Source organism: Flavobacterium ajazii, assembly GCF_010614725.1.
Classification (GTDB): Bacteria; Bacteroidota; Bacteroidia; order Flavobacteriales; family Flavobacteriaceae; genus Flavobacterium; species Flavobacterium ajazii.
The window spans coordinates 58,674-73,250 of sequence record NZ_JAAEHL010000014.1; the positions used below are offsets into that span (position 1 = coordinate 58,674).

General features: G+C 32.9%; 14 protein-coding genes. 3 read left to right on the top strand and 11 right to left on the bottom strand.

Translation table 11 applies throughout. The features are described from left to right. Nucleotides 1-148 precede the first annotated feature (148 nt). The 5 genes from pncB to GWR14_RS20920 form a co-directional block, all read right to left on the bottom strand. Nucleotides 149-1,324: a nicotinate phosphoribosyltransferase gene (gene pncB, locus GWR14_RS20900; protein WP_163411090.1), complete on the bottom strand. Its 1,176-nt coding sequence runs from the start codon at nt 1,322-1,324 to the stop codon at nt 149-151. Nucleotides 1,325-1,402: 78 nt separating this feature from the next. Further along, nucleotides 1,403-2,392 (bottom strand): transglutaminase domain-containing protein, encoded by a 990-nt coding sequence (locus GWR14_RS20905; protein ID WP_163411091.1) that lies wholly within the window; start codon nt 2,390-2,392, stop codon nt 1,403-1,405. Between the two features lie 38 nt (nt 2,393-2,430). Continuing rightward, nucleotides 2,431-3,408 carry a transglutaminase domain-containing protein gene (locus tag GWR14_RS20910; RefSeq protein ID WP_163411092.1) on the bottom strand — a complete coding sequence of 326 codons (978 nt, stop codon included), beginning with the start codon at nt 3,406-3,408 and terminating at the stop codon, nt 2,431-2,433. Then, nucleotides 3,408-3,935 carry an NADPH-dependent FMN reductase gene (locus GWR14_RS20915; protein WP_163411093.1) on the bottom strand — a complete coding sequence of 176 codons (528 nt, stop codon included), beginning with the start codon at nt 3,933-3,935 and terminating at the stop codon, nt 3,408-3,410. Before GWR14_RS20915 ends, GWR14_RS20910 begins: the two co-directional genes overlap by 1 nt. Before the next feature lie 147 nt (nt 3,936-4,082). Then, complete coding sequence (locus GWR14_RS20920; RefSeq protein ID WP_163411094.1) at nt 4,083-5,540, bottom strand: TonB-dependent receptor; 1,458 nt, start codon at nt 5,538-5,540, stop codon at nt 4,083-4,085. Between the two features lie 91 nt (nt 5,541-5,631). Here GWR14_RS20920 and GWR14_RS20925 point away from each other — a divergent pair, with 91 nt between their 5' ends. Continuing rightward, nucleotides 5,632-6,396 (top strand): MBL fold metallo-hydrolase, encoded by a 765-nt coding sequence (locus tag GWR14_RS20925; RefSeq protein WP_163411095.1) that lies wholly within the window; start codon nt 5,632-5,634, stop codon nt 6,394-6,396. 12 nt (nt 6,397-6,408) lie between these two features. Beyond that, on the top strand, nt 6,409-6,912 hold the full coding sequence (locus tag GWR14_RS20930; protein WP_163411096.1) for a hypothetical protein: 504 nt from the start codon (nt 6,409-6,411) through the stop codon (nt 6,910-6,912). A gap of 95 nt (nt 6,913-7,007) precedes the next feature. Here GWR14_RS20930 and GWR14_RS20935 read toward each other — a convergent pair whose 3' ends face one another. The 4 genes from GWR14_RS20935 to GWR14_RS20950 all read right to left on the bottom strand — a co-directional run bounded on the left by GWR14_RS20935 (nt 7,008) and on the right by GWR14_RS20950 (nt 11,309). Next, the gene (locus tag GWR14_RS20935) at nt 7,008-7,652 is read right to left on the bottom strand and encodes an alpha/beta hydrolase (RefSeq protein ID WP_163411097.1); all 645 of its coding nucleotides are present in this window, start codon (nt 7,650-7,652) and stop codon (nt 7,008-7,010) included. An 81-nt stretch (nt 7,653-7,733) separates the two neighbouring features. Further along, nucleotides 7,734-8,060: a hypothetical protein gene (locus tag GWR14_RS20940; protein WP_163411098.1), complete on the bottom strand. Its 327-nt coding sequence runs from the start codon at nt 8,058-8,060 to the stop codon at nt 7,734-7,736. 4 nt (nt 8,061-8,064) lie between these two features. Beyond that, entirely contained in the window at nt 8,065-9,315 is a 1,251-nt protein-coding gene (locus GWR14_RS20945) for a dihydroorotase (protein ID WP_163411099.1), read from the bottom strand. A gap of 65 nt (nt 9,316-9,380) precedes the next feature. Continuing rightward, nucleotides 9,381-11,309 carry a vWA domain-containing protein gene (locus GWR14_RS20950; RefSeq protein ID WP_163411100.1) on the bottom strand — a complete coding sequence of 643 codons (1,929 nt, stop codon included), beginning with the start codon at nt 11,307-11,309 and terminating at the stop codon, nt 9,381-9,383. Between the two features lie 245 nt (nt 11,310-11,554). On the opposite strand from GWR14_RS20950, the gene GWR14_RS20955 reads away from it, so the two are divergent. Next, nucleotides 11,555-12,667: a lactonase family protein gene (locus GWR14_RS20955; protein ID WP_163411101.1), complete on the top strand. Its 1,113-nt coding sequence runs from the start codon at nt 11,555-11,557 to the stop codon at nt 12,665-12,667. 90 nt (nt 12,668-12,757) lie between these two features. On the opposite strand, the gene GWR14_RS20960 is transcribed toward GWR14_RS20955, so the two are convergent. Together GWR14_RS20960 and GWR14_RS20965 are read right to left on the bottom strand one after the other, a co-directional pair. Continuing rightward, a complete protein-coding gene (locus tag GWR14_RS20960) occupies nt 12,758-14,104 on the bottom strand; it encodes a DEAD/DEAH box helicase (RefSeq protein ID WP_163411102.1) in 1,347 nt (448 codons plus the stop codon). A gap of 96 nt (nt 14,105-14,200) precedes the next feature. Beyond that, nucleotides 14,201-14,563 carry a response regulator transcription factor gene (locus GWR14_RS20965; protein WP_163411103.1) on the bottom strand — a complete coding sequence of 121 codons (363 nt, stop codon included), beginning with the start codon at nt 14,561-14,563 and terminating at the stop codon, nt 14,201-14,203. Between the last annotated feature and the right edge of the window lie 14 nt (nt 14,564-14,577).

The following is a 14,577-nucleotide window of genomic DNA, read 5'->3' on the forward strand; positions in this document are numbered from 1 at the left end:
TTTGGCTAATGTACCATTTATCGGTAAAAAATGAAAGCGTATCATTTTAAAGTTATCAATAAAAATAGCTTTAAATTTCTATTTAAATTGATGAGAAAATAATACAAAGACTAAAAATATAAAAAATCAGCATTCAAACAAAGAAATACTATTTGATTCCGAGTACTTCTTTTGCTAAAGCAATCATTTCGGGAGTTCCCGTGTTTTTGTTTTTTTCGTCTGAAAGTTTTACAACGCCCTGCCAGTGTGTATTATCGGGTTTTGTGTCGGTCAGTTTAATAACCATATTCATAGCAGAAAGGCCTACATCATTTGTGAAGTTTGTTCCGATTCCGAACGACATTTTTATTTTGTCCTGGCAGAAATCTGTAATTGTTTTTACCTTATTGTAATTGAGAGAATCCGAAAAGACAATTGCTTTTGATTTTGGATCGATTCCCATTTTGATATAATGAGTAATTACTTTTTGTGCAAATTCAACCGGGTCACCACTATCATGACGAACCCCATCAAAAAGTTTGGAATACTTTTTATCAAATTGATTAAAAAAGATATCTGTCGTGTAAGTGTCTGTTAAAGCAATTCCGAGATCTCCGCTGTAAACTTGTGTCCAATGTTCGAGGCTTATGGAATTGGCCATTTTAAAACCATATTGTGCTGCATGAAACATAAACCATTCGTGCGCATGCGTACCCAGAGGTCTTCTGTTATTAACCATTGCAAAATGTACATTACTTGTTCCTATGAAACTTTGCCCGCCATACGTTCTAAGTGTTTCATTTACCAAATCATGTACTTCATAAGAATGCCGGCGTCTTGTGCCGAATTCTAAAATTGAAACGCCTAATTGATTATAACTGTCTATTTTCTCTTTGGTAAGGTTTTTTATAGCTTCGTTATTTAAACGGATTAAGTGGTTTGATTTATAAAATAGCTCAGAAATCAGAGCCATCAAAGGGACTTCCCATAAAATAGTTCTGTACCAAAAACCTTCAACTGTAACTTTTATTTCTGAACCTTCCTGAATGATATGTACTTCAGACGGATCAAAACTATAGCCCTGCAGAAAGTCCAGATAAGTTGGATCAAGATAATGACAATAATGCGCCAGATAACTTTTTTCTTCTTTTGTTAAACGAAGATTTGCCATGCCGTCTACTGCATGGCGGAGCAAATCTCCAAATCCTGCCGGAAAAATATGTTTCCCACGATTGATAAATCCATAACGGACTTTTGCTTTTGGAAAAAGCTTTATTACAGCATGCTGCATCGTAAATTTATAAAAGTCGTTATCTAAAATCGATTTTAGGAAAATTGTTTCCATGAGCTAAAAACTATTTTTTGTAGGTATTGCTAATATCGTCAATAAATACGAAACGATATTTTAATACTTCGTTAAAATCTACTCTGACTTTGGAACAACTTTAAAAGCAGCAAAACCATGCTGAAAGAGACGAAAAGTAATAAACCTTCCCATTTTTCTATTATAAGTAATTTGAAATTCAAGAATTCCATTCTCTTCTTTTACATTTTCAAGTTTCATTTTTTCTTCTTTTTTGTCTAAATAATAGAGATCGTCATGCTTTGAAATATTTTTAATCTTAAATGTAATTTTATCACCATCGTTTGCTTTAACTATTCCTGAATACGGCATCAAAATTTCAGCATTTTCTTCAATTAAAGAATCATAAATAAGTGGACCGTTTAAAAACTCTAATTTATTTCCTGTATTTCCCTTATACATTGAGGCTTCAGGATAATGTTTGGTATTAAAATATTTTGGAGCCATATCAAAATAAATAGGTGTAAACTTTTTTACAAATACTTTTCGATGATAATCATAACTCCCTGCGCCCCAGGTGGCATCAACTAATATCCATTGTCCGTCAATCTGTACAGTATTCCAGGCATGATTAGAAAGATTATTTCTTCTGCCAATATCCGGCAAATCAACTTTGGAATCTCCGGTTACTATTTGGCATCGTAAGCCGCTTAATGCTGCTAAATGTGTATACAAAAGAGAATATCCTTGACAAACAGCTTTTTTGGATCTAAATGCTTTTTGCATTGTATCTTCGTCTAGTAATTGCTTTTTCTTATCTCTTTCAGCTGTAGTTTTAAAAGAATAGTTTTTTGGTTTTGGAGGATCTAAAAATGTCTCCAAATCATAGTTTATATTCAAAGCAATCCAGCTGTAAATTGCTCTTGCTTTATCATGTTCTGAAGTGAAATCTTTTTGAATTCTTTCAGCTAGCTTTTCAGTACTTCCAAAATTGGGGTATTTTAAAACAATACTATCTATTGCGTTGTACTTTTGTGAATATGATGAATTAAGGGAAAACAGAGTGAGAAATAGAAATAGAAATAGAAGAGGGAATTTTTTATGTGTCATTAAAATTAAATTATATAAAAGTTGACTGATTTAAGTTTTTATTTTTGGACAACCTTAAACGAAACCAGGCTGTTGGTATATAAATAAAAAGTAATAAACTGTCCGATATTTTTGTCGAAAGTGACCTGAAATTCCAATCCTCCTTTTTTTTCTTTTGGATTTTCAATTTTTACAGGCTGGTTCTTTTTATTTAAATAATACAACTGATCTGATTTTGAAATATTCTTAAATCTAAAAGTAACTTTTTGGCCATTTTTAACTTCTAACAAGCCGGAATCAGGTAATAGAATTTCAGTATCTTTTTCTATTAATTCGTTATAGATTAATGGCCCGTTTAGAAAAGCATTTTTATCTAATTTAGTATTCAGAAAAGTTCCTGATTCAGGAAAATGTTTCGCAAAGAAATAGTTTGGTGGTGTGTCAAAATAAATAGAGGTAAAATCTTTGATCATCCTGCCTTTATTTTGACTGTAATATCCTTGTCCCCAGGTAGCATCGATTAATCTCCATTTTCCGCCAATCAAAACCATATTCCATGCGTGGTTGGTCTGAGAATTTTTTCTGCCGATATCGCTCAGGCTGTTTTTTGAATCCCCTTTGATAATTTGTGATTTTAAACCGGTTAATGAAGCTAAATGACTGTACAATAAAGTAAAACCTTCACAAACTCCTTTTCTTGATTTAAAAGTATTTTGAAGGATGGCATCATTAAATTGTTTGATTTTTTTCTCTTTTTCGGCTTCTGTTCTGTAACTGAAACTTTTTGGTTGTGCAGGATTCAGAAAAGCCTTGAAATCGTAATCTATATTTAGGGCAATCCAGCTGTAAATTGCTCTGGCCTTATCATATTCTGATGTAAAGTCTTTTTGTATTTTTTCTGCTAATTCTTCAGTACTGTCAAAATCAGGATATTTTAATACAATTTTATCAATTGCATTGTATTTTTGGGAGTAAGAGGTCTGAAAGAAAAGAAAATTAAAAAGAATAAATACAAAAACGGTTTGTCTTACTCTCATTAATTAAAACTGTTTTTTACAATTGTTTTTAATTCATTATCAAATTCCGGATTTGAAATTTCATTTTTTTCTAAATCAAAATTTGCATTGAAAGAAGGTAATGAAAAAAGGCCTTTAATCTGGGCGCCGTATCTTGGGAAAGCAGTTTTTGCAATTTCTAAAACCGAAGCGCCGCCTCTTGCTCCCGGAGAAGTTGCCATCAAAAGCATTGGTTTTTGCTGAAATACATCTTTAAGGATTCTGGAGCTCCAGTCGAATACGTTTTTAAAAGCAGCCGAATAATTTCCATTATTTTCAGCCAAAGAAACAACCAGAATATCTGCGCTTTCTAATTTATTAAGGAACGATTTTGCGATTTCATGCTGTCCAATTTCTTTTTCCAGATCAACACTGAACAAAGGCATTGCGAAATCATTTAAATCTAAAACTTCTACTTGTGCATTATCAAATTGATTTGCAGCATATGTTGCTAAGTGCTTATTAATAGAATGTTGGCTGTTACTCCCTGCAAAGGCTATAATTTTCATGGTTTTATTTTTTATTAAAAGTACTAAAAATTAAATTATAATGTAGAACGCAGTAAAACGAAATAAATTTTGAAAAAAAAGAAAAGTCCAAAAAAAGAGTTGTTCCTTTTTTGGACTTTATATGATTTTGAATAAATAAAATTTGCTTTAACCTTGTTTTAATTCTTTTTCCGGATGATAACCAAAAAGGTGGTGTTCTTTTATCATTTCGGCAACTCCGGAAGGAAGCATTGATTCCCAGCCAGGTTTTCCCTGACCAATCATTTTTAATACTTCACGTGAGAACACGTTTAGGATATCAGGATTGTAGTCTACAATATCAACTACTTTTCCGTTGAATTTGAAGAATTTGTACAATTCTTTCATTCTTGGATGTACTTTCAGATTGTCAGAAGTGATAATTTCGCCATCTTCACCGAGCATTGGATATAAAAATACTTTCATATCGCGGTAGAATAATTTTCCAAAGGCTTCAAGGATTCCTCCACTTAAATGGCGGTAATACTTTTCGTCAAAAATATCAACTAAATTATTTACACCCATTGCAAGTCCCATACGTGCTTTGGTATAATTAGAAAAATATTCAACTACTTTGTAATATTCCTGAAAATTAGAAATCATAACGGTTTGTCCTAATGCACAAAGCAACTCGGCTCTGTCCATAAAATCACGTTCATCAATTTCTCCGTCAGAACGTAAATTTGAAAGCGTAATTTCAAAAACCACCAAAGTATTGTCTTTTTCAACTTTGTTTTCTTCGAGAAACATTTTTAATGATTTCTCATACATATCAAGATTTACATTGGTAACAGGGCGGAAACTCCCTCTGAAAGCAAGAAGGTTTTTCTTGTATAAAACGGCAGCCGGTAAAACGTTTTTCCCTTCAGGATTAAACATTACGGCATCAGTCATACCATTTTTAACCAGTTGTAAACTCATCAAACGATTGTCAACATCGGCGAAACGAGGTCCAGAGAAGTTAATTGTATCAATTTCAAGCTGATCTTTGTCTAAGTGATCGTATAAATAACGGAGCAATCTCTTAGGGTCATTATATTTGTAGAAAGCACCGTAAATCAGGTTAACTCCTAAAATCCCCAGCGTTTCCTGTTGTAATCGGGCATCTGTTTCTTTAAAACGAATGTGAAGAATAATTTCGTTATAAGCTTCGTCAGGTTCAATCTGGTATCTGATTCCAACCCAGCCATGACCTTTAAATTGTTTGGCAAAATCTATAGTGGCAACAGTATTGGCGTAACTGAAAAAGAGTTTATTTGGGTGTTTTTCACGGCTCAGACGCTCTTCAATTAGTTCACCTTCAAAAGTTAACATTTTTTTGAGGCGATTTTCGGTAACATATCGTCCATCGCTTTCTACCCCATAAACAGCATCACTGAAATCTTTATCATAAGCAGACATTGCTTTTGCAATTGTTCCTGATGAACCTCCGGATCTGAAAAAGTGTCTCACAGTTTCCTGTCCGGCGCCAATTTCAGCAAAAGTTCCGTAAATATTTTCGTTTAAATTAATGCGTAGTGCTTTGTCTTTTATAGAAGGAATCTGAGCGATGACCTTGTCACCTTTGAGTTTTATTTCTGTGCCCATTTTATTTTAAATAGATTTGTTACAAAGTTAGTAAATTAGCGCTCTAATGAAAGAGAAATAATCCCTATTTTTGTAAAAAAATCAAGTTCAGTTGAAGATCTATTTTTTAGGTACCGGTACTTCACAAGGCATTCCCATTATTGGGATTGACCATCCTGTTTGCAAAAGTTTAGATGCTAAAGATAAAAGGCTTCGTGTATCTGTCTGGATTACATGGAACGAACACTCGTATGTTATAGACTGCGGCCCCGATTTCAGGCAGCAAATGCTTTCCTGTGGATGTCGTAAACTCGATGCTATTTTGTTTACGCATGAACATGCTGATCATACTGCGGGTCTGGATGATATTCGTCCTTATAACTTCAGGCAGGGAGAAATTCCTGTTTATGCGCATCAGCGTGTGATTGATAATCTCAGAAAACGTTTTGATTATGTTTTCGAAACGGTAAACAAATATCCGGGTGCACCAAGTGTGAAAACTATAGAAGTGATTAACAATAAACCTTTTGCCATTGGAGACAAAATGGCTATCCCAATAAATGTAATGCATGGCGATTTACAGGTTTTTGGTTACCGAATTGATGATTTTGCTTATTTAACGGATGTAAAAACAATCGAAAAAGCTGAAACTGAAAAATTAAAAAACCTGAAAGTTTTGGTTGTGAATGCTTTACGTGTTGAACCTCATGATACCCATTTTAATTTACAGGAAGCACTTGATTTTATCAATTTAATCAAGCCCGAAAAAGCCTATCTGACACACATCAGCCACGTTTTAGGGTTCCATGAAGAAGTACAAAAGCAGCTTCCTGAAAATGTTTTCCTGGCTTATGATAATTTAGAAATTACAATTTAATTATACCTACAAATGAAGAAATCCTTAATGCTTTATCTTTTCTTATTAGCAATTTTAATGAATATTTTTACTTATATGTTTTATAGCAGAGAAGTGAAATTTGAAAATGAACGATATGATAAAACAACTAAAAGGCTGAGAGATAGTATTGATTTAGTGTCAGTAAAATTATCAGATGCAGATTATTTTTCGCTTGAGCATAATGAAAACGCACAAAATTATTTTGATAACAGTGCTTCGGGAGGAAAAGTAATTTTGTACGAAAAACTGATTCCTGCGGTAACTGAAAAGCTATTAGATTTAAACGAAAATCCAAACGGAAATCCTTACACAGGTCAGGATATTATTGACGGTAAAAAATTTATCATTAATAAAATAAAAGTCTTAAACCATCGATGGATTATTGCTGATTACAGCAATGGGGAATTATGGGGAGAAGTGTTGTTGAAATACTTTGTTGACGATAAAGAAAATATAACTTTTGAAGTAAATCAAAACTGGTTATATCAAAAGTAAAATAAGGATGGAAAGATGATGTTTCAAATCTTAATCCTTTTAGAGAAATAAAAAAGTGAGATGTAAATTTAAAACTACATCTCACTTTTTTATTTTTACATCAAAAGCCAATTCTTAAAATCAAAGAAATTTTGAGGTGCAACTCCGTGACCGACAGGATATTCTTTGTATGTAACCGGAATATTTAGCTTTTCTAAAATTGAAGGCGTTTTTCTTGCCCATTCAATCGGAATAACCTGATCTACAGTTCCGTGTGAAGCGAATATTTTTAAGTTTTTGAAGTCGTTTTGTTCGAAATCCTGTTTGATAATTTCTTTATTGAAATACCCACTCATCGCAACAACCCGCTGAATTTTTTCAGGATAAGAAAGTGCTGTAGCATAACTTAAAATAGATCCCTGGCTGAACCCAATCAAAGTTACATTTTTAGCATCAATTGGATAATTTGCTACTAATTCATCAATAAAAGAGGCAATTACATCTCTGGAAACTTTGGCTTGTTCATTATCTGAAAATTTATTCTGATCTGCATCAAAATTAATCGCATACCAGGCATAAGCACCGTATTGTAAATCGTAAGGTGCTCTTGCAGAAATTACATAATAATTATCAGGAAGTTCTGTAGCAAAAGAAAATAAATCAGCTTCATTGCTTCCGTATCCGTGCAATAGAAGTAACAATGGATTTTTATCTAAAATTACTTTTGGCTCCTGTATTTTATATTCTAAAGATAGGTTCATTTTTTTAATGGTAAAATGTAAATTGTGAATTGTAAAAGTGGGTCTCAGTTTTGGAATTTGGAATTTCAAAAATTGAATTTATTATCCTATAGATTTAAACCATTTTTGAAATAATTCCCCAACCAAAGGAATTGGTTTTGTCTGTCCCTGAATGGCATTGAAAATACCGAAAGTCCAAAGAATCGAAATACATATCCACATTGGAAAAGTGATAAAAAAACTGTCGAAATTACTAATAATGGCTCCGAAAGAAATGAAGGTTAGAGACAATCCTAACGATTGGCGAATATGAAAAGAAGCAAAACTGTTTTTGTTTTCAGCGTTCATTGACATAGCGATTAAAACACCAATGATTAAAATATAACTGGTAATCGCAATTGATTTTCCTTCTTCGATTGTATTATTCATTTTATTATTTTGTAACAAGTTGATTTTGATTTAAAATTCCGTAGACAGAACCCTTGATTTCAGTTCCTAAAAAAGCAGAATTTTTAGATTTTGAAAGAATATTTTCTTTCGTAAAAGTTGATTTTCCTTCAGGAGTAAATAAAGTTAAATTAGCTTTAGCACCTTCTTCGATTGTATTGCTGTCAATACCGAAAACAATTCTTGCTGCAGTTAGCTTTGCAACAACGGTTTCTACAGGTAAAACAGTTAGTAGCGCTCCAAAAGCACTTTCTAAACCAATAGTTCCGTTTTTAGCGGTATCAAATTCCATTTTTTTGAATTCGATATCAATTGGATTGTGGTCTGAAGTAATCAAATCGATTGTACCGTCGGCAATTCCGTTTAGCAAAGCTTGTCTGTCAACCTCAGTTCTTAGTGGAGGAGTAACTTTAAAGCGAGTGTCAAATCCATCCAGTTTTTCATCTGTTAAAACCAAATGATGAACAGATGCACTTGCGGTTACGTTTAAACCTTTTGCTTTTGCTTCCCGAATCAACTGAACCGATTTTGCTGTTGAAATAGTTGGAATATGAAGCTTTCCACCAGTGTATTCCAGTAAAAATAAGTTTCTTGAAATTTGTAGTTCTTCAGCTAAATTCGGAATTCCTTTTAAACCTAATCTCGTAGAAACAATTCCTTCGTTAGCAACACCGTTTCCTTTAATGTTAGAGTCCTGTGAATAAGCAATTACCAATCCGTCGAAATCCTGCACGTACTGTAATGCAATTTTCAGGATGTTAGCGTTGTCGATGCTTTTATTATAATCTCCAAAAGCAATAGCTCCGGCTTTTTTCATGTCAAAAAGTTCAGCCATATCTTTTCCTTCGCTGCTTTTGGTTAAAGCTCCAATCGGAAAAATTTCTGTTGCAGAACCGTTTGCTTTATTTTTTACAAAATTTACCTGAGACTGATTGTCGATAATAGGGAAGGAGTTTGGCTGTAAACCAATTGCAGTAAAACCGCTTTTCGCAGCAACGTTTAATCCGTTAGCAATGGTTTCTCTGTCTTCGTAACCCGGTTCTCCCAGCGAAACGCTGCTGTCAAACCAACCCTGAGAAACATACAGATTATCGAATCGTACTACTTCTGCATCATCGTTTGGGAGCGAAACACCTATTTTTTCTATTAAACCATCTGCAATTAAAAGATCAACTGTCTGATTGTGAAACGGACTTTTTGAGTCGATAATTTTGGCGCTTTTGATGATTAGTTTCATATGTAGATATTTTTTGTCGTAAAATGTTTTTTGTAAAAAGTAAGATATTTTAAAAAACGTAAAAACTATTTTACAAATTTTATAATAGCTATTTCTAATGCTAAAAATAACAGTGCAAAGATAACAAACCATTTCCAAATTTGGCTGTCAGTTCGTTCAGTTTGTAAGGTATTAAAAATGGTCGAAATTGTATCGGCGGTTTTAAAATCTGAAACTACATTTGTATTTACCTGATTCAAATCGCTTTCGGTTCTTTTGTAATTAAAACTGATGTTTTCAACCCATTCTTTTTTGTCGAAAACACCATAGTTTCCAGCTGTTTCAGGATAATCATTAAACGTTAATTTTACTTTATTATTTAAAATCTGCTGAATTGGAATAAACTGGTCTTCTGTTCCTTTTACTTCCAGAATAGCATCTTTTGTCAATAAAATATCCACAAAATAAGGCTGATTATTACCAATTGTCAGAGCATTTACACCGGTTTTCTGATTTTTTTGAGCAATTTTATAAAATAATGGAACAATTAAAGGCGATTGCTGGAAATTAGAATTCGTACTATTTATAGGAGCTGTAAAAACTGTTGTTCCCGAAACCTGATTTTGAACAGAAGTTACAAAAGCAGTCTGGTCTTCAAATGAAAGTACAGCCGGATATGGACTCGAAACAGCAAATGAACTGTTTACTTTCGGATACTGGAAATTCGTTATTTTATTTTCGAAAACTCCTGAAAATAAAGGATGATCGAAATTAATTTTAGTGATTAATTTGCTGTTGTTTTCTAAATTTCTGAATTGAATTTTTCCGAAACTGCTTAAAAATGTATTTAAATTAGAAATCGAAGTTTTCTCAGAAGGAATTACAACCAGATTTCCTCCTTTGGAAACAAAAGCTTTTAAAGTTGTCTGCAATGCCTGTGGAATATCGGTCAATTCGTTTAGAATAATAGTATTTTGTTTTTCTAAACTATTATAATCTAAAGCACTGATTGGATAATTGTTATAATTGAATTCTGTAGATGTATAAATTCGAGACAAGAAATTACTTTTTTCAGGTTCGCCAATGCTTATAACGTTTGTTTTTTTGTTTTTAGAAATACTGAAAAATAACTTGTTATCATAAGTTAAACCGTTGTCTTCAATTGTAACATATCCATGAAAAGCTTCTTTTGGAATAGTAAAATTGATTTTCTTTTTCTTTGTGTCAAAATTGATAATCGTTTTTGCAATCAGTTTATTCTGATTGTATAAAGCTGTAGATACTGGTTTGAAATCTTCGCCATAAGCCGATAAATTAATTCCAATTTCATAGAAGTTTTCTAAAGTCTGATTGATGTAAACGCTGTCAATCGAAATATTGTTTTTTTGCTCGGCCTCAGGAACTATGAAATAAGGTTTTTCTTCAAAATCAATGTTTTTTACATCTTTTTCAGCCAAACCTACAGCGTCACTAATAATGACAATATCTTTTTTATTGGCTGATTTGTGAGCTTTTATTTTTGCTAAAATTGAAGAAAGTTCAAATGGAGTGGCGCTGTATTTTAAATTTTGTAAAGCACTTTTAGATGATTTAATATCGGTATTCCAAAAGTTTTCGGTATTGGTCAAAAGAGAAAACTGGGCAGTTTCAGGCGTATTTTCCAGTAATTCCTGAACAGCACGTTTTAATAGTTCTCCTTTTTTACCTTTTGCCTGCATACTGAATGAATTATCCAGAACGATATACATTTCGTTTGAAGCATTTTTACTGTCTTTTGCTTCAAAAAAAGGCTGGGCGAAAGCGATAATTGCACAGGTTAGAAGCAATAAACGGGTTGTCAGCAATAAGCGTTTTTTGATTTTAGAACTTTTACGGGTTTGAACAGCAAGTTCTTTTAAGAAGCGGACATTGGTAAAATAAGAGGTCTTAAAACGCCGTAATTGAAATAAATGAACCAAAACTGGAACAATCAACAAAAACAGAAAGTATAGAATTTCGGGATGTTTAAAATGCATTCTGGCTTCGATTTACTTCGCTACGTTTTGTTTTTGCGAAGATGCAGGTTCAAAAATACAAATTAAAATTATTAAACCACATACGTTCAGATAAGAGATTGTAAGTAAAAATAATTCGAGGGTTAGATTAATTTAAAGCTTATATCTGAAATTTAAATAAACTGAAAATGTAACTTTTCTGATTTTATTTGTAACAATGAGAAAGATATTAATGTGTATTTTAGCTCATTAAAAAAAACTAAACTATGAAAAAAATGTATCTGGTATTATTTTCAGCTTTAGCAATGACCACAGCAAAAGCTCAGAATAAATACAATTTATTAGTGGGGACCTATACTAATACCTGTAAAAGCAACGGAATTTATGTTTATGAATTTGATTCAAATTCCGGCGATTTTAAATTAAAGAATTCTTCAGAAAATGTGGTAAGTCCGAGTTATTTATCGGTTTCTGCAAATAATAAATTCATTTATGCTGTTAATGAAAACGGACTACAAAGTGCTGTGAGTGCTTTTGCGTATGATTCACCAACCGGCAAACTTAAATTAATCAACACAAATGCTTCTTTGGGAGCAGATCCTTGTCATTTAATTAACGATGATAAAAATGTAATTGTAGCCAATTATTCAGGTGGAAATATTGCTGTGTTTAAGAAAAATGCTGACGGAAGTATTACAGAAGGACAACAATTAATTCAGCATGAAGGTAAAGGACCTAACGAAGCACGCCAGGAGAAAGCGCACGTACACATGGTTGTTTTTTCACCAGATAAAAAGTTTGTATTGGCTAATGATTTAGGAACGGATAAAGTTTTTATCTATAAATATAATCCGGGAGCATCACATGAAATTCTGACCTTAAAAAGCACTGTTGATGTAAAATCCGGCAGCGGACCAAGACATTTAACTTTCAGTAAAGACGGAAAGTATGTGTATCTGCTTCAGGAATTAGACGGAACCCTGACTACATTTTCTTATGATAAAAGCGGAAGTTTAAAGCTTTTAAAAGAAACCAATATTATTCCGAAAGATTTTAAAGGAGCAAATAGTTCAGCTGCTATCAAAATTTCACCTGACGGAAAATTTTTGTATGTTTCAGATCGTGGCGATGTAAATTCGATTACGGTTTATACTATTTTAAAAGACGGAAGCATCACTAAAGTAGAACAAGTGAGTACTCAGGGAAAAGGTCCAAGAGATTTTGCAATCGACCCGTCCGGAAATTTTCTTTTAGTGGGACATCAGTATACTAACGAAATTGTTATTTTTAAAAGAGATAAAACTACCGGAAAGCTTACTGGCACAGGAAAGAAAATTGAATTATGTTCGCCTGTTGGTTTGGTTTTTACTAAAATATAGTTATATCAAATCTCAAAAAATGAAAATTCCAAATTCCAATTTTAGAAATTAATTGGAATTTGGAATTTTTTTATTGGAATTTACTACCTGTTATTTTTTTTTCTTCTTCTCATTTCTCGTCTTTAGCATATTTCTGTTAACTGAACCGTGAGTTTTCTTTTTGGTTTTTGAAGGGCCTCCAAGATTGATTTTCTGATTCTTCTTAGATTTTTCGTGAAAAGCACCATCACCTTCCAGTTTCGGTTTTTTCATTAAAAACTTCCTTGGCAATCTGTCTTTCTCAGGCTCAATTAATTTTTCTGAAATTTCAACTTCTTCAGGAAAATCAGCAATTTCAAGTTCCTGATCCATTAAAAGTTCTGTTTCAATTTTGTACTCCTCTTCTCTTGGAGTAACAAAACTAATTGCGGTTCCGGTTGCATCTGCACGACCTGTACGACCGATTCTGTGCATGTAAAGTTCCGGTTCTTCAGGAAGTTCAAAGTTGATTACATGTGTAATGTTAGAAATATCCAGACCTCTTGCCATAACGTCGGTTGTAATTAAACCGCGAAGATTTCCTTCCTGAAATTCAGCCATGGTGCTCAAACGGTAATTTTGAGATTTGTTAGAGTGAATTACACCAAATTGTCCTTCAAAAAGCTCATCAATACGATTGAAAAGCATATCTGAAATCTTTTTGTTGTTTACGAAAACCAGAATGCGGCTCATACTTTCGTCGTTTTCGAGCAAATGTTTCAAAAGATTTACTTTGGTATTGAAATTTGGTACATTATAAGTAATCTGCGTAATTTTTTCAAGCGGAGTTCCTGAAGGAGCCAGTGTAACTTCTTCGGGAAAATCAAAATAATCGTTTAGGATATCGTCAACTTCATCTGTCATCGTTGCAGAAAATAAAATATTCTGACGTTTGGTTTTCATCATGGCAAAAAGAGAAGTCAATTGTGGTCTGAAACCTAAATTTAGCATTTCATCAAACTCGTCAATAACTAATTTTTGAGTTTCATCAAAACGAACAACAGCGTCAAGCGCTAAATCCATTGTGCGTCCAGGTGTTCCTACTAAAATATCAACTCCTTCGTAAACTGCTTTTTTTTGTGTATTGATGTTTACACCGCCATAAATTCCCAAAGTTTTAACCGACATATAGGTGGTTAATTTCTCTACTTCTTCTACAACTTGCACTACTAGTTCGCGGGTTGGTACCAGAATTACGATTTTTGGCGTATTAGTATTAGTGAATTTATATAATTTTAAAAGAGGCAGTAAATAAGCAAATGTTTTACCGGTTCCGGTTTGTGCAATTCCCATCATATCTCGGCCGGACATAATTACGGAAAAAGATTTTTCCTGAATAGGAGTAGGTGTAACAAACCCTAATTCGTCAACGGCTTTTTGTAATGATTTTGGAAGATTGAATTTTTCGAAAGTACTCATTTGCATTATTTTTTTGCAAAGATAGCATTAAATCCCCTTTGTAAGAGAGAAATACGAAAAACATAGTGAATCAATTGAGTATTTTGTGATAAAATGTTATTTTAAAAATCTTTTAACCCGTAGTAATAACTCGTTAGGACTAAAAGGTTTAGCGATAAAATCATCGGCTCCCAATTTGAAGGCATTCAGTACAGTAGCTTCTTCTTCGCCAAGTGAAGACAAGGCAATTACGGGAGTATTGGGATAGTTATCTTTAATAAATTGTATAATTTCGAGACCGGATTTCATAGGTAGCATAATGTCTGTTATAACTAAATCCGGGTTTTCCTGAGGAATCCGTTCAATGGCATCCAGACCGTCTTTTGAAATAAAAATTTCGTATCCTTCTTTTGAGAATATAAATTTCAATATCTGAATAGTCATGTTATCATCTTCAATAATGAATATTCTTTTTGGCATGGGGCTGGTTTTTA